The sequence below is a fragment of the Streptococcus sp. NSJ-72 genome (genome assembly GCF_014334035.1).
Lineage (GTDB): Bacteria > Bacillota > Bacilli > Lactobacillales > Streptococcaceae > Streptococcus > Streptococcus constellatus.
This window is the reverse complement of record NZ_CP060489.1, coordinates 341,006-360,552: the sequence shown is the minus strand read 5'-3', so window position 1 is coordinate 360,552 and position 19,547 is coordinate 341,006. Positions and strand designations below refer to the sequence as shown.

General features: G+C 37.9%; 22 protein-coding genes, 1 tRNA gene, 1 pseudogene and 1 riboswitch. Of the genes and pseudogenes, 3 read left to right on the top strand and 21 right to left on the bottom strand.

Annotation, left to right across the window (positions count from 1 at the left end; all coding sequences use genetic code 11):
- The first annotated feature begins 9 nt into the window (after nt 1-9).
- Nucleotides 10-82, top strand: a tRNA-Lys gene (locus tag H8787_RS01895).
- Nucleotides 83-303: 221 nt separating this feature from the next.
- Nucleotides 304-817, top strand: a pseudogene (locus H8787_RS01890) (DUF308 domain-containing protein).
- A 70-nt stretch (nt 818-887) separates the two neighbouring features.
- Here the strand turns inward: H8787_RS01890 and H8787_RS01885 are convergent.
- The 18 genes from H8787_RS01885 to H8787_RS01800 form a co-directional block, all read right to left on the bottom strand.
- A complete protein-coding gene (locus tag H8787_RS01885; protein WP_119056694.1) occupies nt 888-1,547 on the bottom strand; it encodes an HD domain-containing protein in 660 nt (219 codons plus the stop codon).
- A gap of 66 nt (nt 1,548-1,613) precedes the next feature.
- Nucleotides 1,614-2,252 carry a deoxynucleoside kinase gene (locus tag H8787_RS01880; protein WP_003070721.1) on the bottom strand — a complete coding sequence of 213 codons (639 nt, stop codon included), beginning with the start codon at nt 2,250-2,252 and terminating at the stop codon, nt 1,614-1,616.
- A gap of 186 nt (nt 2,253-2,438) precedes the next feature.
- Nucleotides 2,439-3,206 carry an epoxyqueuosine reductase QueH gene (locus H8787_RS01875; protein WP_187328113.1) on the bottom strand — a complete coding sequence of 256 codons (768 nt, stop codon included), beginning with the start codon at nt 3,204-3,206 and terminating at the stop codon, nt 2,439-2,441.
- Between the two features lie 380 nt (nt 3,207-3,586).
- Complete coding sequence (groL, locus tag H8787_RS01870) at nt 3,587-5,209, bottom strand: chaperonin GroEL (protein WP_022525276.1); 1,623 nt, start codon at nt 5,207-5,209, stop codon at nt 3,587-3,589.
- A gap of 32 nt (nt 5,210-5,241) precedes the next feature.
- On the bottom strand, nt 5,242-5,523 hold the full coding sequence (groES, locus tag H8787_RS01865) for a co-chaperone GroES (RefSeq protein WP_187328112.1): 282 nt from the start codon (nt 5,521-5,523) through the stop codon (nt 5,242-5,244).
- Between the two features lie 147 nt (nt 5,524-5,670).
- Entirely contained in the window at nt 5,671-5,958 is a 288-nt protein-coding gene (locus H8787_RS01860) for a DUF202 domain-containing protein (RefSeq protein WP_187328111.1), read from the bottom strand.
- A 13-nt stretch (nt 5,959-5,971) separates the two neighbouring features.
- Nucleotides 5,972-6,802 carry a PTS system mannose/fructose/sorbose family transporter subunit IID gene (locus H8787_RS01855; RefSeq protein WP_003070729.1) on the bottom strand — a complete coding sequence of 277 codons (831 nt, stop codon included), beginning with the start codon at nt 6,800-6,802 and terminating at the stop codon, nt 5,972-5,974.
- A 1-nt stretch (nt 6,803) separates the two neighbouring features.
- On the bottom strand, nt 6,804-7,652 hold the full coding sequence (locus H8787_RS01850; protein ID WP_003028530.1) for a PTS mannose/fructose/sorbose/N-acetylgalactosamine transporter subunit IIC: 849 nt from the start codon (nt 7,650-7,652) through the stop codon (nt 6,804-6,806).
- A 32-nt stretch (nt 7,653-7,684) separates the two neighbouring features.
- Nucleotides 7,685-8,179 carry a PTS system mannose/fructose/N-acetylgalactosamine-transporter subunit IIB gene (locus tag H8787_RS01845; RefSeq protein ID WP_003028529.1) on the bottom strand — a complete coding sequence of 165 codons (495 nt, stop codon included), beginning with the start codon at nt 8,177-8,179 and terminating at the stop codon, nt 7,685-7,687.
- Between the two features lie 23 nt (nt 8,180-8,202).
- Nucleotides 8,203-8,637, bottom strand: coding sequence for a PTS sugar transporter subunit IIA (locus tag H8787_RS01840; protein ID WP_006268115.1), 435 nt, complete (start codon nt 8,635-8,637; stop codon nt 8,203-8,205).
- 246 nt (nt 8,638-8,883) lie between these two features.
- The gene (locus H8787_RS01835) at nt 8,884-10,170 is read right to left on the bottom strand and encodes an ABC transporter substrate-binding protein (RefSeq protein WP_187328110.1); all 1,287 of its coding nucleotides are present in this window, start codon (nt 10,168-10,170) and stop codon (nt 8,884-8,886) included.
- On the bottom strand, nt 10,167-10,850 hold the full coding sequence (locus H8787_RS01830) for a response regulator transcription factor (protein WP_003070735.1): 684 nt from the start codon (nt 10,848-10,850) through the stop codon (nt 10,167-10,169). Before H8787_RS01830 ends, H8787_RS01835 begins: the two co-directional genes overlap by 4 nt.
- The gene (locus H8787_RS01825) at nt 10,843-12,156 is read right to left on the bottom strand and encodes a sensor histidine kinase (protein ID WP_187328109.1); all 1,314 of its coding nucleotides are present in this window, start codon (nt 12,154-12,156) and stop codon (nt 10,843-10,845) included. Before H8787_RS01825 ends, H8787_RS01830 begins: the two co-directional genes overlap by 8 nt.
- Nucleotides 12,156-13,142 carry a sugar ABC transporter substrate-binding protein gene (locus tag H8787_RS01820; RefSeq protein WP_187328108.1) on the bottom strand — a complete coding sequence of 329 codons (987 nt, stop codon included), beginning with the start codon at nt 13,140-13,142 and terminating at the stop codon, nt 12,156-12,158. Before H8787_RS01820 ends, H8787_RS01825 begins: the two co-directional genes overlap by 1 nt.
- 301 nt (nt 13,143-13,443) lie before the next feature.
- Entirely contained in the window at nt 13,444-13,836 is a 393-nt protein-coding gene (locus H8787_RS01815; RefSeq protein ID WP_187328107.1) for a single-stranded DNA-binding protein, read from the bottom strand.
- 71 nt (nt 13,837-13,907) lie between these two features.
- Entirely contained in the window at nt 13,908-14,534 is a 627-nt protein-coding gene (gene ytpR / locus H8787_RS01810; protein WP_003070743.1) for a YtpR family tRNA-binding protein, read from the bottom strand.
- A 21-nt stretch (nt 14,535-14,555) separates the two neighbouring features.
- Complete coding sequence (locus tag H8787_RS01805; protein WP_003070744.1) at nt 14,556-14,873, bottom strand: thioredoxin family protein; 318 nt, start codon at nt 14,871-14,873, stop codon at nt 14,556-14,558.
- Entirely contained in the window at nt 14,870-15,157 is a 288-nt protein-coding gene (locus tag H8787_RS01800; RefSeq protein WP_187328106.1) for a DUF4651 domain-containing protein, read from the bottom strand. Before H8787_RS01800 ends, H8787_RS01805 begins: the two co-directional genes overlap by 4 nt.
- A 119-nt stretch (nt 15,158-15,276) precedes the next feature.
- Here H8787_RS01800 and pepA point away from each other — a divergent pair, with 119 nt between their 5' ends.
- Complete coding sequence (gene pepA, locus H8787_RS01795; RefSeq protein ID WP_187328360.1) at nt 15,277-16,341, top strand: glutamyl aminopeptidase; 1,065 nt, start codon at nt 15,277-15,279, stop codon at nt 16,339-16,341.
- 121 nt (nt 16,342-16,462) lie between these two features.
- On the opposite strand, the gene H8787_RS01790 is transcribed toward pepA, so the two are convergent.
- The 3 genes from H8787_RS01790 to H8787_RS01780 all read right to left on the bottom strand — a co-directional run bounded on the left by H8787_RS01790 (nt 16,463) and on the right by H8787_RS01780 (nt 19,332).
- Nucleotides 16,463-17,023, bottom strand: a complete 561-nt coding sequence (locus H8787_RS01790) for a folate family ECF transporter S component (RefSeq protein WP_187328105.1) — start codon at nt 17,021-17,023, stop codon at nt 16,463-16,465.
- Between the two features lie 35 nt (nt 17,024-17,058).
- Nucleotides 17,059-17,148, bottom strand: a riboswitch (THF riboswitch).
- A gap of 172 nt (nt 17,149-17,320) precedes the next feature.
- Complete coding sequence (locus H8787_RS01785; protein WP_115263512.1) at nt 17,321-18,628, bottom strand: bifunctional folylpolyglutamate synthase/dihydrofolate synthase; 1,308 nt, start codon at nt 18,626-18,628, stop codon at nt 17,321-17,323.
- Between the two features lie 65 nt (nt 18,629-18,693).
- The gene (locus H8787_RS01780; protein ID WP_187328104.1) at nt 18,694-19,332 is read right to left on the bottom strand and encodes a CPBP family intramembrane glutamic endopeptidase; all 639 of its coding nucleotides are present in this window, start codon (nt 19,330-19,332) and stop codon (nt 18,694-18,696) included.
- Nucleotides 19,333-19,547: the final 215 nt, after the last annotated feature.

The following is a 19,547-nucleotide window of genomic DNA, read 5'->3' as shown; positions in this document are numbered from 1 at the left end:
TTTTCTGTTGCCTCCTTAGCTCAGTTGGTAGAGCAGTGGACTCTTAATCCATGGGTCACAGGTTCGAGCCCTGTAGGGGGCATAATAAAATTTAAGTAGAAAGCCTATATGATAGGCTTTTTTGTTGTTCTCACTTATAATCTTCTAACCTTGTTATAGTTACAAAAAATAATAAAACAGCCTTTTTGTTTCACAAAAAGCCATACTAAAATTCTCAAACTATCTATTTCCTTTCTTGACATCTCCCATCAAAAGAGTTAAAATGCTTTCATTATCAAACTATACTATATAGGGGATGTAGATATGAAATTTTCTAATTGTTTATTGCTATTTCTTGCAGGAACTGTTCTTGTTTTATTAGCACTTTTTCTATTTACAGATCCAGCAGCTAATCTTGTTGCTTACAGCTGGTGGATTGCATTTGGTTTATTGGTTGCTTCTATAGTGGTTATTTTAAGCTATTTCTCTGTGCCAAAAGAGCTTCGCTCACCTGTTTATCTTTTCCAAAGATTATCAACCTGCTCTTAGCTATTTACCTCGTTGCTTATGGATTGTGACCTTACCTGTCATCATTCCAACCATGTTAGGAATTTAGTTAATTGTAGAAGCCATTATTGCTTTCTTTAAAGGTAATTGTCTAGGACTGATTTTCTCTGCTATTGGCAATCACATCATGTGGGTGGCGCTACTTGTATTTCTGCTTAGATTAGTCATTTTGTTCAATCCAATAGCTACAAGCGTCTTTGTCATTTATGCCGTTGCTTTTGTATTTTTAATTGCTGGTTTTACCTATATCGTTGATGCCTTTCGTAAATAATCTAGCTGCCATTTTGGGCATATTAAAATAGCTGGGAAGTTACATTCTCAGCTTTTTCATATCTTATTTGTCACTTTTTCGCATTCCATTCAGCATAGAATTGATCTAAGTATTCTTCCAAAAAGCGATGTCTACTTTCTGCCATTTTTTGAGCAGCAGCGGTATTCATCATGTCTTTTAATTTGAGTAATTTCTCATAGAAATGCATGATAGCTGAACTCTTCCCAGTACGATATTCTTCCAATGTCATGTTTTCTCTCGGCTGCAAATCTGGATCGTGAATCGGTCTCCCTATATGACCTGAATAAGCCATAGCTCGCGCTATTCCAATCGCTCCAATCGCATCCAATCGGTCGGCATCTTGAACAATTTTGCCCTCCAAAGTGCTGATATTCTTCTGTTGATGATCACCTTTAAATGACATTGTTGAAACAATCTCTAACACATGAGCTATTTCCGCCTCTGAAGCCTGATGATTCTGTAGCCATTGCTCAACCTTTTGCAAGCCCACTTCTTCACTCTCATTTAACTTCCCGTCAGCTATATCATGTAGTAAGGCAGCTAGCTCACAAATAAAAACATCTGCTCGTTCTTGTTTGGCAATTTCTACAGCAATATTTGTGACACGTACAATATGCCACCAATCATGTCCGCTTGTTTCGTCTTTCAGTTCAGCATAAGCAAAATCTCTAGCTTCTTGAAGAATTTTCGTTTGTCGATCAGTTATCATCTGTCTCTCTTTTTTATTGATGTATACAAAAATCTCGAAGCTATTTCGAAACTTTCTTGATTAGACTCATTTTTCAAGCCCAATCGTTTTCATTTTTTGTTGAATTTGTTGGTAGACGTGATTCCAGTCATTTGGATTTGCAATATCTAAATCATCCGTTGCAATTCTCATTTTAGGACTGTAGTTGTAATCCTCATACCAATTTTGATAATGCTTATAAAGCAGTTGATAGTAGTCAGCTAGTCCATTTTCTTCATTTGGTTGCTCATAATTGCGACCGCGTTTTTTGATATTGTTCATAATATGGTCGAAACTACCATCTAAATAAATCAACAAATCTGGCGCTTTCTTAGGCAGACCTTGGATTTCTTCCATCATATTGTCCAAAAGTTCCAAGTAGATATCATACTCTTGCTCACTGATACTTCCCTTGAGTGTATTGATATAAGTAAACAAAGCGTCTTCATAAATAGAACGATCTAGAATATTATTGTCATCATGATAAGCCGCTTTGATCATTTTAAAGCGTTTATTTAGAAAATAAATCTGCAAAGCAAAGCCATATTTATCTGGGTCTTCATAATATTTATCCAAAATAGGATTTTCTTCTACCGGTTCAAAAAATGGCTGCGTTCCTAATTCCTCGGCTAATCGATAAGTGTAAGTCGTCTTACCTACCCCAATCATGCCCGCTAAAATAATCACTATCTTCCTGCACCTCCAAAATCTATCTAATATCAGGTCATCAACTTCAATAAAAACACCATATATTGTGCTAAAAAAAATAATAACACAATATATTGATGGCGTCAAGATATAAAACTTCTAAATGTACAAACAAAAACAACCTTGTAAGAAGAAACACGATCAACTCTAGTACAAGTGTTATTTTTAGTATTCTCCATTTGTGACAGTAAATTTAATATGCGAATAATCTTTTTCTAAATCTTTCCCCTTCAAAAAAGCTACTGCATCTTTTTTTATCTGAATGAGGTCAATTCCTTGTGCCTGTGCTGCAAAAACACAACCACAATAGCATTGTCGATAAATGTCGTACTCTTCACACATTTCGACTGAGCGCTTATAGCCTTGATTTTTCTTGAAATCACTAGGAAGATACTGCGTTGCATAAACTTTCTGTACTTCAATTCCAACGCTATTGATTGTCTGCGAATTTTTATGAGGACTGATTGTCAAGGCGCTTCCAAAATAGTCAAATCCCAAATCAACCGCCACTTGCGCTGTCTTATCCAAGCGATAATCATAGCAGACTTTGCAACGATCGCCACCTTCTGGCTCTTCTTCCAAACCGTGTACTGTCCGGAAAAATTCTTGTGGCTCATAGGGAGCTTCTAAATATTGAACATGATTACCAGTATTTTCATTGAAATCGTGAACAAATTTTTGGGCAACATAGGCACGGCGTTGGTATTCTGCCTTGGGGTGAATATTTGAATTGGCAAAATAAACCGTCACGTCCGCATACTGGGTTAAATACTCCAGCGTATAAGTTGAGCAAGGTGCACAGCAGGTGTGCATCAAAATCGTAGGACGCTTCTGGTCTGCTTCCCAAACTTTGACCATTTTTTGCATCACGCGGTCGTAATTGATCTTTTGATTGGGATTCATTTTACTCAGAATTTCTTCAACATCAATCATTGTTTTCTCCTTAGAAATGTATCACTATTTTACCACAGAAAAGGAGCAGAGACAAATAGACAAAAGAGAATAACTTTTTCAAACAGCATTAATTTATCAAGCAAGAAAAATAAAGTTCTGGTTCTTTTGGCTCTCTTTGTATTGATTGTACATGTACCCAGCTAAAAACTTTAAAAAAAGTGAGTTTGGATTTATCAAATCCACACTCACTTCGCTTTTTATATCCTTCAAAAGCACGTTTGCGCTTCAACATAAAAGCAATCTCGTGCAACATTAAACATCGTTAAGAGCTGTATGAGAAAAACAAATCTTCTCTTATTCATCAAATAATTCGTTGATTTTCTAGCTTGTTTTACTCTTTAAACTCTCTATATCTTAAATTACATCATCCCGCCCATCATACTTGGATCCATTGCTGGAGTTGGGCTAGCTGGTTCTGGTTGGCTGGCAACAACTGCTTCTGTTGTCAAAATGAGGCTAGCTACTGAAGCTGCATTTTGAAGGGCAGAACGAGTGACTTTGACTGGGTCAATGATCCCTGCTTCAATCATGTTAACCCATTCGCCAGTTGCAGCATTAAAGCCTGTACCAACTTCAGAGTTTTTCAAACGGTCAATGACGATCGAGCCTTCAAATCCTGCATTGAGAGCGATTTGACGAACTGGTTCTTCCAAAGCACGAAGAACGATATTACGACCTGTTGCTTCATCACCTGATAAGTCTAAGGCTTCAACAGCATTTAAAACATTCACAAAGGCTGTTCCACCACCTGAGACAATTCCTTCTTCAACAGCGGCGCGAGTTGCATTGAGGGCATCTTCAATGCGGAGTTTCATTTCTTTGAGTTCTGTTTCTGTTGCAGCACCCACTTTGATGACTGCCACACCACCTGACAATTTTGCTAAACGTTCTTGTAGTTTTTCTTTGTCAAATTCAGATGTAGCACTTTCAATTTGCGATTTAATGACAGCCACGCGGTTAGCAATCGCTTCAGCAGCTCCTGAACCTTCCACAATCACTGTGCTATCTTTATCGACAGTCACTTTTGAGGCTTGTCCAAGTGCTTCAATGGTTGCATCTTTCAATTCTAGACCAAGATCTTCTGTAATCACTGTACCGCCAGTCAGAATCGCAATATCTTCTAACATAGCCTTACGACGGTCACCGAAGCCTGGCGCTTTCACAGCGACTACATTGAAAGTACCGCGGATTTTATTTAACACAAGAGTTGGAAGAGCTTCACCGTCTACATCATCTGCGATAATCAATAATGGACGACTAGTCTTCAAGATATTTTCCAACAAAGGAAGAATTTCTTGGATATTAGAAATCTTCTTATCTGTAATCAAGATATATGGATTATCTAAATCAGCAACCATTTTTTCATTATCTGTTACCATGTATTGAGAAAGATAGCCACGGTCAAACTGCATACCTTCCACAACATCAAGCTCTGTTTCCATTCCTTTTGATTCTTCAATAGTGATGACACCGTCGTTGCCAACTTTTTCCATAGCTTCAGAAATGTATTCTCCGACTTTTTCAGAACGTGATGAGACAGCTGCAACTTGCGCAATCGCTTCTTTATTAGAAACCGGAACAGAATTTGCTTTTAAGGCTTCAACAGCTGTTGCAACAGCTGTTTCAATACCACGACGAATGCCAATTGGGTTTGCACCAGCCGTTACATTTTTGATTCCTTCACGGACAATGGCTTGGGTCAAGACAGTCGCAGTAGTTGTTCCGTCACCAGCGATATCATTAGTTTTTGAAGCAACTTCTGACACCAACTTAGCGCCCATGTTTTCAAAATGATCTTCGAGTTCAATTTCTTTTGCAATAGTCACACCGTCATTTGTGATGAGTGGTGAGCCAAATGATTTTTCAAGAACAACATTGCGTCCTTTAGGTCCTAAGGTTACTTTAACGGTATCTGCCAAAATATCAACACCACGTACCATAGCACTTCTTGCATCTGCTGAAAATTTAATATCTTTTGCCATTTTTACAATTCCTCTTTCTATAAATGTTTAATTTATTCAACAATCGCTAGAATATTTGTCTCATTGACAACGAGATACTTTTCTTCGCCGTCTTTGACTTCAATTCCTGCATGGCTTTCAACGAGAACAGTATCATCGGCCTTCACGCTTGGAGCAACGAGTTCACCGTTGAGCGTACGAATTCCTTCCCCGACAGCTATAACTTTTGCCATCTTCGTTGCATCTTGTCCTGCGCCTGCAATGACAAAGCCACCAACTTTTTGTTCTCTTTCTTCTACTTTTAGGACCACACGGTCGCCTAATGGTTTAAGCATTTGTTTACCTCCAATATCTTGTTTTAGCACTCTATATACACGAGTGCTAATATTTACATTTTCTATTGTATCACTTGGTCAGAAATAGTCAAGAAAAAAACTCTGTCAAATGACAAAGTTTTTAAGGGGAAAGCAAATAAGTTTTTATTAGACCAATCTTAATTTTTCGTCAAAATCGTCAATAACTTTTTTAAGATTCAATCGTCCTTTATAAATACCATAACCAAAGACAAGCATTGCTAGAATCCCTAGGACCGCTAGGATCGTTCCAGCAATAAAGGCAATAAAATTGGTCTGACGGAAGAAATAAACCAGAACAAGACCGATACTAGCAATAGTAAAGAAGAGACTAAACCAACGCCCTAGATTTTCAATCATGTGTTTTTGGTATTGAATTTCCGTTTCATATCCTTGAATCAATTCTTGTTCTGTCATATTTTTCTCCTATTTAGTATTTCAATCCTGGGTTGAAGAAGCCAACCAATACACCAAGGAAAGCAATTACTACAAGAAGCAACATTACTTTGATAGGTGAGAGATTTTTCTTAGCCATTAACCACCAGCAAAAGACGATAAACAAAGCTGTCAATAAACCTGGATAAACACCGTCTAATTGGCTTTGTAAAACCAAGAAGGCTTTCCCTGAAGAATCTTTCAATTTGAAAGCTGTCTTAACAGGTACCCATGTCGCTGCAACCGCACCGATGACCATACCACCAATGATAGACACCGACTTACGGATAGCTTGTCCTTGAGGGCCTACAAGAAATTCAACTGCTTTATCTCCTAGTTCGTACCCTTTAAAGTAGGCGAATTTCATACCAAAGTAGGCGAGCAAGTTCCAAACCACGATATAGAAAATCGCACCAAGTGGTGAGCCACCATTTGACAAACCGAGAGCAATACCTAGTATAATCGGAATCAAGGTACCAACAATCAGTGAATCACCAATTCCTGCAACAGGTCCCATGAGACCAGCACGAAGACCGTTGATTGTTTCATCATCTACTCCATCAGCCCCATTCGCACGCGCTTCTTCTAAACCTGCTGTAATCCCTACAATCAATGCACCTAATTGCGGCTCCGTGTTAAAGAATGCGGTGTAGGTGTGCATTGCTTTTGCTTGATCTTCTTTTTTAGAATATAATTCTTCCACAATTGGTAGCATTGAAGCCAGATATCCAAAGGTTTGCATGTGTTCTTGTGAGAAGCAAGTTAAGTTCCCATAATACCAATGATGAAAAGATTTTCCTAATGTTTTTTTCGTTAATTTAACCATTTTAAATATCCTCCTCATCGTCATCATCAAAACTTGCACTGGCAGCCGCTTGTGCTCTTACATTTTTCGCCATTTGAATTTCATAGAATAATACTGCAAAGATTAATGAAATGACTGCACAAGATACAAGGTTAAGTCCTAATGAAGCTGCTAAAGTAAATCCAACAAAGAATGGAATGAAATCAACAGCTTTTTCAACGATTTGTTTTAAGAGGATGGCAATTCCGACACATGGAAGGAGAGAGCCGACCGTAAAGAGGGTTTTCATTGGAATACCATCCAATGGAAGAGCTGTTTTTAAAGCAGTAACCGCATCGGCACCTAATTTACACATAATAAGCGTTGGCAAGAATGAGAATACTAAATGGGAAATCCATGGGAAGCCCCAGTCTACCACATATAAGCGTTTAAATTCACCTTTTTCAACAGCTTTCCAGCCAATATGTTGCCAAAGTAGATTCATAGTAGCTGTACCATAGAAAAGAACTGTACCGACTGTACCAACGAGTGTTCCCATTGATTTAGCCAAGTTAGCAGCATCTGCAGAGTCAAGTGACAGTCCTTGTGATTGAATAGCAACCATTGCCAGAGGAATCCCAATATAAGAAACCGCACGAACGTCAGCTGAAACAGTACCGCCAGGTGTTACCAAAGCGATGTAAACAAGTTGCATCGCAACCCCACAGATGATACCTAATTTCACATCTCCTAGGATCAGTCCTGAAACAAGACCACCTACAAGTGGGCGCCCAAGAGTATAGTTACCAATGGATGTACCACCTAGGCCAGGCATGGATGATAGACAGGCAAATAACCCTAATAAAGCGGCTTGAAACCACGAAATTGTCATAATAAAGCCTCCTTAATGCTTATTATATTTTATTAAAAACCGAATTTAGACTTGAAATCGTCCCAATAGCCAATAGACACATCTGGTAAGAGTTGGAATTTTACTTTATAGCCAGCTTTTTGAATTGCTTCAAGTGCTTCTGCTTCTTCCTGTGTAATGGATTGATTGTTTCCCAATTTAGTAGCACCCGGACGATCATTAGCTGGACCAACGATGATTTCTTTGATATCACCAGGCACAAAACCTTGATCAACTAGTATTTCTTTCATATCAATTGGATTTTTAGTAATCAAGAAATAGCGACTATCGGAATCCAATACCTTTTGTGATTTTTCTTTCCATGCTTCTTTTGTCCAAACAAATGTTTTTTTATCAGAAGCTGCTTTATAGGCTTGCTTTAAAACTGCATTTCCTGCTGCAGCATTATTGACAGCAACTAACCCGTCACAAGGATATTCCTTTGCCCAGCGAGTTACTGTTTGACCATGAATCATACGGTCATCAATACGCACAAATGAAATTGTCATGATACATCTCCTTTTTACACTCTTTAAATATCGTCTTCATCCTCTTCGTCACTAGAAGTCACATCAAATTCTTGCAATGCTTCGGAAGCTTCTGAGAGAATGGCTTGTGTCAATTCTTTTCCTTCTAGCATATCTTTCATCACTAAACCTGTGAGTCCCATTGTTAAATTGAGACCACCAAGTACGACTGCAGTATTTAACTTGTCAAGTTCCGCTAAAACATTGCAAGCTGTTGTCAAAGGGCTTCCTCCGACAATATCTGCTAATACCAAAACCGTATCTTCTACACTAAGACCGGATAATGCTTGCCGAAAGTCAAGAGCAAAATCATCAACAGACTTGCCTTCTTTTAATCCCACTGCAATGACTTGATCTGTCTTATCACCAGCAAACATCTTAAGCGAGCTTTGTACTCCTTCTGCTAGTCCACCATGACTGACTAGTACCAGATATTTCATGTTCTTTCCTCCTTCATTTCCTGTCTTTATTTTACTAAAGCTGGAACCGGTTTCATATTGTCAAATGTCACTTTGTAAAGATGACAATTGTTAATTAAAATGTGACATTTGTCATCTAGATTTTCAAAAATAAAAAATAGCCAACTTTGAGCTGAACTGCGCCCCAAAAGTTAGACTCAAAAATCTAACTTTTGGGGCGCAGCTCAATACTCACTTAGCTATTTTCTTTTTAATACTGTTAAACTTCTATTTGCCTGTTTCTTCCATTTCTCTTTGAATACTTGGCAAGCGACTGTCGATTTCATTGTTCTTGAGAGTATTTTCGAGTAAGTAATCAATGCGTTCCAGAGAGTGATAATCCACATCTCGACTAATATCTAAGACAGAATGTTTCATCATATGATCCAATCTTTGAGAAGTCAATGAATTCAGCCCAAAATCATCTGCTTGTAAAATCTTTTTCGTCTGACTGCTTTTAACAACTGATAGCAAGACAGAGGTTCCTTGCGACTTTTCAAATAAATTCTGTTGAGTTTTTTGATTTTGACACAATAATTTCATAAATTCCCAAGCTAATTTATCTTGTTTTGTCTTTGAAGACATGGCAAAAAGGGACGTTTTCACTTGTGTTGCAGGAATGCCTGCTTTAGCAGCTGGCATGGGAATACAAGTCCAAGAAAATCTAGAATACTTTGCTACATGATAAGGATAAGGTTTATAAGTCCGATATTGCGCCAAACTCATAGGATAAAAGGCTACCTTACCTTCATCAAAATCATTTGACGTTACCTTGTACCGTTGATTCAATGAAGTTAATTTGCTGATAAAGGACAACGCTTGATGCATTTCTGCGCTATCAACATTGACACCACTTTGATTTCTCAGATGACCATTATAAGCTACTAAGGCCTGCTTCCAGGTATAATCCGTAATACCATACTGGTCAATCAGACCGTCCCCGTTTGTGTCCTTTGTGACTTTTTGACAAATCGCATACAAGTCTTCTAAAGTCCAATTAGAATCGGGAATCGAAACTCCTTCCTTTTCCAGTAAATCCTTATTGACACACATCATGACAGGATTGCTTTCAATCGGCAAAGCATAGCTGTGCCCCTGATATTGTCCGGCTTGATAAGCAACTGGATAGTAAGCGGCAACTTCATCTTTGCTAAGTAAAGAGTCTAAGGATTTGAAAGCCCCGGAAGCCGCTAACATCGAAAAATCATTTTCAGGCACCATAAACACATCTGGCTGTTCCCCTTTTAAAATTTTTTCAGCTAGCCAGCCGTCGTAATCTTTCTTAGGAATACCACTCTCATAGACCACTCTAACTTGTGGATGTGACTTTTCAAATTGTCGAATAATATTGTCTAATATTCTATTTTCACGGCTATTTGGGACATCCCAGCTACTACCAGCATAAACTCCGATTCGCAAAATTTTCTTCTGAGTAGATGTCCATAAAACAAAGCCCAGAGCCACTAGAAGAAGGCTTGAGATTAAAATTACCATATATCGAAATTGCCACTTCATTTGTCATTGTCCTTATTAAAATCACGCTGGGTAACACCTGTCTGTACAGCCCATATAGCTAATTGCGTGCGGTCACGTAAGTTTAGCTTTGATAAGATGCCAGATAAATAATTCCGTATAGTCCCTTCAGACAAGAACAACTTCGCTGCAATTTCCTTGTTTGAAACTCCAAAACCAATTTGTTGGATAATCTTCCACTCAGTCTGACTCATATCTTCTACATTTTCTTCCGCAACAGAAATGGCAAAATTCGACTGCGCCATTTGTGAAAAGATTTTAAACACTTTGCTAGCAATGTTCGGATTAATCATAGCTCCGCCTTTGTAAACCGTTTGAATAGCTTGATACAATTCTTCAGTAGAGACTCCTTTTAAGATATAACCAGAAGCACCATATTTTAAAGCAGAAAAAATGAAATCATCGTCATCAAAAGTTGTTAGAATAATAATTTTGATATCTGGATAGTGTTCTTTAACTGCCTTTGTACAGAGAACACCGTCCATAACAGGCATTCGAATGTCCATTAAAATCACATCAGGGTGTACATGATGCAGTTTGTCAAGCACTTCTTTGCCATCTCCGACTATTCCCACTACTTCAATATCTGGATGTGCCGATAAAACAATCTGTAAAGACTCACGAATCAAGGCCTGATCATCTGCAATTAAAACTTTAATCATTCTTTCCTCCTATTTTCGGAATTTTAATATAGGTATAAAAGCCATTACGATTTTCAAAATGGACACTACCGCCAATAATCGCTAGGCGTTCCTGCATTTGCTTTAGACCATAACCATAGTGAAGCTCGTCAAAACCAACTCCATCATCTTGTATAGTCATGATATAATTCTCTTCTTCTAATAACTCAATCCAAACCGTTTTGGCATGCCCATGCCGTACCGAATTGGTAATGGACTCTTGAATCACCCGAAAGACAATATCTTCTTTTGCAATATCCAAATCAATTGTGGCCCATTCATAGCGAAAATGAATTTCCAAATTAGAAATGGCTTCATATTCTCGAATAATTTTGAACAACGCTTCCTTTAAGCTATTATTTTCTAAAGCACCAGGTCGCATTTTATTGAGTGAACCTCGCACATCACGGATACCATCCCGTACAACCACAGAAACATTTTCTAACTGTTCCTTAGCACGATTTTTGTCAATATCCACCAATACTTTAACTGCATCAATCCCCGCAGAAATCCCTGTCAAAGCATGCCCTAGCGTATCATGAATTTCTCTAGCGATTCGCTTTCTTTCACGGTCTTCTGCGATTTTTTCAGATAAGGCTAAATAACTATTCAACTCGCGATTGGCTTGTGCGGCCATGCGTAGCTCTTCTTCAATATGATGTTTTTCGGTCATCGCAGATAAAATATAGAATAGTAGAGAAATCATAAAGACAACTAGATTCAGTGAAAAGAGAAAATTCTTTCCAAAAAGGAGAGCCATGCGAATCGATTCTGGACAAAAGCGAATATAAGTATCTAACGAAGGCAATTTGACAAAAAGCGACATTAAATCATAGTTGGATAAGAGCAACATGGTAAAACTCAAAATGATAAAGGAAAACCAGTATTTCCGATCTTTTGAGGTGTTAAATTCTTTGGAACCATAAAAAATATCTGCAAAAACTAAGAGAATCAGACCATTATAAGAAGAATGCAAGACAGAAAAGATAACTAACATCAGCAAAATCTCAATAATAGTTACTTTATCATAAACGGATAGCTGATTTGGATGCTTCTCACGGTAATAAAAAACCAACAATAAGCAAGCATAAAAAGCAATAGACATCCAAAAGCTAAAACTCGGCGATCCTGGTATAGCATCTAAACGTCCTAACAGTGAATGAGCATATCCTTTTACCACTACATAATTTGTTGCAAAAAGATAAATAGAGGCATTATAAACAATGGCAATAAAATTGATGACCATCAAAGCAATTTTGCTATAAAAGATACTTCTATTTTGTCTCATTATTGCCACCCTGTAATTGTATATTGAGCGATATTCTCTTTATTTACTAAATGAACAGGAATGAGATATTCCTCTTTGTAAGCTTGATGTTTCATCATGCGCTCAATCATTTCTGTCACCTTTCTGCCCATTTGAATCGGAGACTGAGCAACCGTCCCTTGAATATCATTGGTATTTGCCAAGAAATTTTTAATATCAGGTGAGCCATCTACGCCATAGATTGCAATCTTGTCTGTCACACCTTGATCTTTTATAGCCGCAAGAGCTCCGATAGCTGCACGATCATTTAAAGACATGACCACATTAAATTGCATCCCTTCATTCAGGGCTTTTTTTACTTGAGGCATACTTTCTTCTGTTTGCCCCAATGTCTCTCGCTCAGAGACCACCTGATAAGCAGGATGTCCTTTAATCGTGTCTAAAAATCCTTGAATTCGGTCCATCGCAGACACTGCATTACGATGTTCCAACAGTAAAATCTTCGCACTTGATAATCGTTTCATCATATCATTTGCGATTAACACGCCTGCTTGATAATTATCAGATACAATAGTTGTATCAACCTTGGCTTCCTTACTAATCGGTGCATCTACAACAATAATTTTAATACCTACTTTTTTAGCTTTCCTCAAAGATGCAATAATTTTTGAACTATCGCATTTAACAGGGTTAATGACAATGACATTCACTTTTTCTTGAACAAAATAATCAATCTGCTGGCTTTGCTTGTCTTCGTCTAGTTCTGGGTCTCGCACATAAAGCCGATTGCCCTGTTGATTCGTTTTTTTCTCAATCTCCGCATTTAAAGTTTTATAAAAATCATTATTCATCGTCATATAGGTTGCTCCTATCTTGACCTGTTTACTATCTGATGAAATTCCCTTTACATAGAGAAAAACTAAGCCCGTCAAAACAAAAACTAATAGAGAAAATAATAGATATTTACGACAATTGCGATATTGCTTTTTTCCTTTACCTGCTCTCATTCTTTCTCCTTATCAACAGCAATCTTAAACAGAAAACTCTGTTTTAGCTAGGTTTATTATATTATATTTATACAAAAAAACAAAACTTCGACAAGAAAAAGAAGTGTGAAAAACTTGAAAAATCCCTCTCACTTTCTTGTTTTTAGACTCAAGTTGAAACTAAATGCAACATCTTTTCAGATTGTTGGTTTCTATATTGTGCATATTTTTCGTACGTTGTTGAAAGCACAAAATGTTAACAGTTTTTACTCTAACTAGAAATAAGGTAGACTGGATGTTGTCCAGCCTACCTTATTTTTATTTAAAACGGCAATTCTTCTTCTAGAACCAAATCTGCCAAGTCTGCACCTGTATTATTCTCACGAAGAGCTCGTTGGGCACGACTTTCTAATAACTGGAAGCCGTTGCAAAGCACTTCTGTTACATAATGTGTCACACCGTCTTTCTCATAACGGCGAGTACGAAGTTCTCCATCAAGAGAAATTAAGCTTCCTTTTGTTGCATAACTTGCTAAGGTTTCGGCTAATTTGCCCCAAACAATGACGTTTACAAAATCCGCTTCTCGCTCGCCATTTTGTCCTTTATATCGGCGATTAACAGCAAGCGTTGCACGCGCCACAGATTTATCATTAGCTGTTTTATTTAACTCTGGTGTATTAACCAAGCGACCAATTAAAATTACTTTATTATACATTTTCTTTTCCTCCTAACTATTTATTCGTAAGAAAAAAGAAAAAATCGTGAAAATTCACGATTAATTTGTACTTATTCTTGCCAATGTTTGATTGGATCAAAAGCTGTTCCTACTACTTCTGAGCTTGCTAATTCAATAATTCCGCGCTTTTGTGGGGCATTTGGCAGTTGCAACTCACGAGGACTGCACATCATACCAAAACTCGCTACTCCACGCAGTTCACCAGGAAAAATCAAGTTTCCTTTTGGCATCATAGCACCAGGTAATGCCACAATCGTCTTCAGACCCACTTTAGCATTAGGCGCTCCTGCTACGATTTGAATTACTTTTTCTGCTGCGACTCTTACTTGACAAATATTGAGATGGTCACTATCCGGATGTGCTTCCATTTCAACAATTTCACCCACTACAAATTTTGGAGTAAGGTCATTGACTAATTCTGGCTCAAAACCTGCTTGACTCAATTCTTGGTTAAGAATTGAAATTTCTTCATCGGTCAGGAAAACTTGTCCGCGATCAGTGATATTAAAAAGATTGGAAACCCCAAAAATATTCCAAGCAACCGTTTCTCCAGTATCTTGGCGATAGACACGCGCCACATCACCTTTGCGTTCAGCAGATAACTTAGCATCTTGACTGTCTGCAACAATCACCATCAACACATCGCCAACATGCTCTTTATTATATGTAAAAATCATTGTTCCTCCACTATATACAATTCATACTAACTGTGCTAAAAATTCATTGATTTGCATCTTCGTTTTTCGCTCTCGATTAACAAAACGACCAATTTCTTGCCCATTTTCTAAGACTACCAGGCTAGGAATGCCATAGATATTCCATTTTTTGGCAACTTCCATATAGTCATCACGATTAACCTCAACAAAGGTAAAATCGGGATTTTCTGCTTCGATTTCAGGCAGCAATGGTTTTAGAAAACGACAATCTCCGCACCAGTCAGCTGTGAAAAGGAAAACAGTTTTTCCTTCACGATTTACTAATGTTGCTAATTCTTCGATAGTTGCTGGAATCATCATTGCTCTTCCTCATAGCTCAATTCGCCATTTTCATACACAAATGTAAAGTGCCGATCATCTTCGTACACCACACCACCAACCAATTGGTGTTCATCTGACTTGTATAATTGCACATACAGTGTAGCAATTGATCCTAATTTAGACAACCTTTTCCGAATGTCAGCAACTAATTGCTCACGCTGCTCAGCTTCTTTTCGTTCATCCAACGTTTTTTTAATAGCATAAGCTGCAATCCCTACTCCCGCAAGTGCAGCCGTTGTTAATAGAATCTTTTTAGCTTTCATGACAATATTTTAACACAAAAGATAAATTGGGACAAATCGAAATACTATTGTTTTTTATCTTTGAACGCTACCCAACTATGATAGAAAATGATAAAATAAGAGCAGAAAGAAGGTTAATGATGTCAGAATTATTTTCAAAAATTAAAGAAGTGACAGAAATCTCTGCTATTTCAGGGAACGAAGCGCCTGTCCGTGATTATTTGCGTGAAAAAATCACCCCTCATGTGGACGAAGTCGTAACAGACGGCCTAGGAGGCATCTTCGGAGTGAAACATTCAGAAGCTATTGATGCACCACGTATACTCGTTGCTGCACACATGGACGAAGTTGGCTTCATGGTGAGTGAAATCAGAGCAGACGGAACTTTCCGAGTCGTTCAAATCGGAGGTTGGAATCCACTGGTTGTCAGCAGCCAACGCTTTAAATTATTTACTCATACAGGAAACGAAATTCCTGTTATTTCAGGCTCCATTCCACCGCATTTGACACGTGGAACAGGTGGACCAAGTCTACCAAGGATTGAAGACATCGTTTTTGACGGTGGGTTTGCTGATAAAGCGGAAGCTGAAAGCTACGGGATTCGTCCCGGTGACACGATTGTGCCAGACAGTTCCGCTATCCTCACAGTCAACGGCAAAAATGTCATTTCTAAAGCTTGGGATAATCGTTACGGCGTCCTCATGGTAAGTGAACTGGTTCAGGCACTTTCTGGACAAAAACTTGACAACGAACTCTATGTTGGGGCAAACGTCCAAGAAGAAGTTGGCTTACGTGGTGCTCATGTTTCAACGACTAAATTTGACCCAGAAGTTTTCCTTGCGGTGGACTGTTCTCCAGCTGGTGACATTTATGGCGATCAAGGTGCCATCGGAGAAGGAACCTTAATTCGTTTCTTCGATCCAGGACATCTCATGCTACCAAATATGAAAGACTTCCTTTTGACAACCGCAGAAGAGGCAGGTATCAAATATCAATACTACTGTGGCAAAGGCGGTACTGATGCAGGTGCAGCACATCTGAAAAATGGCGGCGTACCTTCAACTACTATCGGTGTCTGTGCACGCTATATTCATTCTCATCAAACGCTCTATGCAATGGACGACTTCCTCCAAGCTCAAGCTTTCTTACAAGCTCTGGTTAAGAAGTTGGATCGCTCAACTGTTGATTTGATTACACGTTATTAAAGTTTGAAGCTAGGAACTTTTTTCCCAGCTTCAAACTTTACTGTCTCAATGTATTTTTGCTATTAGAAGTAAAGAGACTGAACGTCATGTTCGGTCTCTTTTGGATGTTTATTCATCATTTTTACTTATTATTTAAGCCCATCAACTTACGAAACTCAGGAATCCGTTGCAGCTGCGGAACAATGAGCATCGTCACAAATACTCGTAAAGGAATTTCAAAAACTGACCAAGCCCGAGCTGCATATAGAGCAAAAAATGGTACCTTATATTGCAAATGTAGAACTAGTGGTATCAATGTAAATGTTCCCACTCCCATAATAGCTAATGTGGCTAATGTAACCCACAACCAGTCTTTCTTGCGCTCTACTTTCAATTCTTTTCCATAAAAGAAATAACCATAGAGCATACCTTGCAGCGCTTCAATCAATGTAAACCAGATAATAAATGGATGTCCTTGATTTACAAAAAAGAAAGAGGCTACATCGTAAATAGCAGAAACCAGACTAGACAATAATGGACCAGCAATCGTTCCCATAAGGGTATAGCTAATAAAGGCAGGGCTTAGCTTCCATAAATTAGGAATAACAAAGACTGAGAACTTCTCCAACACAAAGCAGAGAGCCACAATCATAGCAAGGGCAACCAAAAGTTGCACCGACAACTTAGGCGAATTCTTTTTCATAGTTCGCTCCTTTTCTATTCGGGAGCCGTCTGATCGACAGCGGATGCAATGGCCTACCGCACAAAAGTTTCGTTGTATGGCAACATCCCATCCATACACACTTAACGCAGACCACTTACTCTGTGCAAATGAATTGCTCTTTTATTCTATCATATTTTAATTAGTTAGAAAATTATTTTTGGGAACTATATAGCACTTTACCCTAATCACAATATATAGTATCTTAAAATAAGATTTTTGTAAATTTAACAACTATACTTTGTAGTTGTGCAAACAGGTATATAATTCCCTTATTTTTTATCTATCATTCAGTAGATATTTTCTGACTTCTGCAAGGAAGTAAAGAGAGCCTGTGATAAGCAACAGCTCTTTCTCTTCGTGTTCATCTCTTTGATACTGTGTTAAATAATGCTCCCAATTAACAAAGGCAAGCTTTTCATTCTTTGCCAAACCTTGCATCTCTTCTTTTGAAAAACTTCGTGCATCAGCAAATGAAGTTAGTAATAATTGTACTTGTGGAACCTCTTTTAACAAAGCAATCATTTCTTGTACATCTTTTGTCTGAATACAAGAAAATAAAACCTTTTTTTGATAATCTGGAAAATGGCTTTCTATAGAAGCAATCAGTGCTTTCATTGCATGAGGATTGTGTGCACCATCTAGAAAAATCAAAGGTGCAGCTGAAATTTTTTCCAAACGAGCAGGCCAATACGTTTGTTTCAATGCCCGTCTTATCTCATCTTGCCTTAACAACGGCAAACCTTTCAAGTAGCAATAGTGATCGCACAATTCAAGCGCCAATCCCGCATTCTCAACTTGATGAACACCAAAAAGAGCACTTTGATAGCCTTCTTTCAGCCTACATGCGTTTGAAAACAAGAATTCTTCTACCTCTGCCGAACTTTGCACAGGCTCCACCTGATAGTCTTGCCCGTAACAAACATGAGGAGACTGAAGTTGTTGAGCCTTATTGTGAATAACTGCCAGTGGTTCGGAAGCAATCTTTCCTGTCACCAACGGCACACCCTCTTTGATAATACCGGCTTTCTGCTCTGCAATGTCTGCTAAGCTTGTTCCTAAAATTGCCGTGTGATCAAGTCCAATTGTCGTAATAGCTGTTAAATCCGGTTGACATACATTGGTGCTGTCCAATAAACCACCTAGCCCTACTTCCATGATAACTACATCTACCTGTTGCTGAAGGAAATACTCATAAGCCAAAACTGTGATAATTTCAAACTCTGTTATTTCCTGTAAAATCGTATCATCTGCCTGTTTTTTTAATAAGCCCTGATAGGTTTGCAATAAAGAATGAAAATCTTGGTCAGAAATAGACACTCCATTGATGGCAATTTGTTCATTATAAGACATCAGATAAGGTGATGTAAACGTTCCAACACGTAGCTTCTTTGCTTGCAAAAGCTGACGTAAATGCGCAATTGTTGATCCTTTTCCATTGGTACCGGCAACATGAATGACCGATACTTGCAAATGCGGATTCCCCCGCAATGCTAAAAGCCGCCTCACTCTTTCTAAGCCCAAATGTGGTTCTGTTGTTTGATGCTGCTGCAACCATTCTAAGTGTTGTTCTTCTTTTTCTTTCATCATCTTTCTTATCCAATCTATAATGCCCTCATTTTATCATAGAAGTGAGATTTCTACAAAAAGATTTACCAAAAAATCAGCAAGAAAATAAGAGAAACACTATTACGCACTAAATGACTAAAAACAGAGAATTCTAAACGAAGACTTGACTTTGGAATAACAAAAGAAAGCAATAACCCCAAACCTGTATAAATGATAAAGCATACCAAATCAGCTGGATTTCGTAAAACGATAAATATCAAACTTCCTATAATAAAACTCGCTCGTGCTTGACCTTTTAAAAATAGAAAGCGAACAACATAGGATCGCACTTCAGGAACGAGCGCAACTACATCAACACCTAGTAAAAAAAGAGAGGAGTGAATGAAAAGACTCATAAACAATTTCTGACTTTCTGAGACTTCTGCCAAACCTTCTACAATCATCAGATAAGCTCCTATCGCATTGATAAATACCATCATAAGATAGGAAAAACGTAGTAAGGGCCAGTAACGAGCAACCAATATCTCTGATTTAAAATTAGTTAATTCTCTGGAAAAATAACGAAAATAAAGTAGTCCACAAAAAAACAAAATGAACAAAAATACAAAACTGGACTGCTGAAAGGTTAACGATTTGGATAAAGGTGTCGTCAACAATACCAAGGTAATCTGTGTTAGAACGATCAGCAAGCTCATTTGAAGAATATTTTTTATGTTTTTCATTTTAACTCCTTTTTCTACCTTTTTAGTATAAAAAATTTCAACGATTTTACCAGGAAATGCCCTAAAAGGTTATCTTTTATACCTAAATAGGAGAAAATGAAATAAAGTAAAATAAGAATTTTCTTAACAGTCCATCTTTATCCCACAACAGTTTTTTTAATAAATTGAAACAAAGTGTTCATTCAAAAAATAAAAATAGAAACAATCTCTTTAGG

What these genes read in the sequence shown, in the direction of transcription:
- H8787_RS01885 (WP_119056694.1), bottom strand. Translation starts at nt 1,547, where the DNA reads ATGATAACTGATCGACAAACGAAAATTCTTCAAGAAGCTAGAGATTTT.
- H8787_RS01875 (WP_187328113.1), bottom strand. Translation starts at nt 3,206, where the DNA reads ATGATTGATGTTGAAGAAATTCTGAGTAAAATGAATCCCAATCAAAAG.
- groL (WP_022525276.1), bottom strand. Translation starts at nt 5,209, where the DNA reads ATGGCAAAAGATATTAAATTTTCAGCAGATGCAAGAAGTGCTATGGTA.
- groES (WP_187328112.1), bottom strand. Translation starts at nt 5,523, where the DNA reads ATGCTTAAACCATTAGGCGACCGTGTGGTCCTAAAAGTAGAAGAAAGA.
- H8787_RS01860 (WP_187328111.1), bottom strand. Translation starts at nt 5,958, where the DNA reads ATGACAGAACAAGAATTGATTCAAGGATATGAAACGGAAATTCAATAC.
- H8787_RS01855 (WP_003070729.1), bottom strand. Translation starts at nt 6,802, where the DNA reads ATGGTTAAATTAACGAAAAAAACATTAGGAAAATCTTTTCATCATTGG.
- H8787_RS01850 (WP_003028530.1), bottom strand. Translation starts at nt 7,652, where the DNA reads ATGACAATTTCGTGGTTTCAAGCCGCTTTATTAGGGTTATTTGCCTGT.
- H8787_RS01845 (WP_003028529.1), bottom strand. Translation starts at nt 8,179, where the DNA reads ATGACAATTTCATTTGTGCGTATTGATGACCGTATGATTCATGGTCAA.
- H8787_RS01840 (WP_006268115.1), bottom strand. Translation starts at nt 8,637, where the DNA reads ATGAAATATCTGGTACTAGTCAGTCATGGTGGACTAGCAGAAGGAGTA.
- H8787_RS01835 (WP_187328110.1), bottom strand. Translation starts at nt 10,170, where the DNA reads ATGAAGTGGCAATTTCGATATATGGTAATTTTAATCTCAAGCCTTCTT.
- H8787_RS01830 (WP_003070735.1), bottom strand. Translation starts at nt 10,850, where the DNA reads ATGATTAAAGTTTTAATTGCAGATGATCAGGCCTTGATTCGTGAGTCT.
- H8787_RS01825 (WP_187328109.1), bottom strand. Translation starts at nt 12,156, where the DNA reads ATGAGACAAAATAGAAGTATCTTTTATAGCAAAATTGCTTTGATGGTC.
- H8787_RS01820 (WP_187328108.1), bottom strand. Translation starts at nt 13,142, where the DNA reads ATGAGAGCAGGTAAAGGAAAAAAGCAATATCGCAATTGTCGTAAATAT.
- H8787_RS01815 (WP_187328107.1), bottom strand. Translation starts at nt 13,836, where the DNA reads ATGTATAATAAAGTAATTTTAATTGGTCGCTTGGTTAATACACCAGAG.
- ytpR (WP_003070743.1), bottom strand. Translation starts at nt 14,534, where the DNA reads ATGATTTTTACATATAATAAAGAGCATGTTGGCGATGTGTTGATGGTG.
- H8787_RS01805 (WP_003070744.1), bottom strand. Translation starts at nt 14,873, where the DNA reads ATGATGATTCCAGCAACTATCGAAGAATTAGCAACATTAGTAAATCGT.
- H8787_RS01800 (WP_187328106.1), bottom strand. Translation starts at nt 15,157, where the DNA reads ATGAAAGCTAAAAAGATTCTATTAACAACGGCTGCACTTGCGGGAGTA.
- pepA (WP_187328360.1), top strand. Translation starts at nt 15,277, where the DNA reads ATGTCAGAATTATTTTCAAAAATTAAAGAAGTGACAGAAATCTCTGCT.
- H8787_RS01790 (WP_187328105.1), bottom strand. Translation starts at nt 17,023, where the DNA reads ATGAAAAAGAATTCGCCTAAGTTGTCGGTGCAACTTTTGGTTGCCCTT.
- H8787_RS01785 (WP_115263512.1), bottom strand. Translation starts at nt 18,628, where the DNA reads ATGAAAGAAAAAGAAGAACAACACTTAGAATGGTTGCAGCAGCATCAA.
- H8787_RS01780 (WP_187328104.1), bottom strand. Translation starts at nt 19,332, where the DNA reads ATGAAAAACATAAAAAATATTCTTCAAATGAGCTTGCTGATCGTTCTA.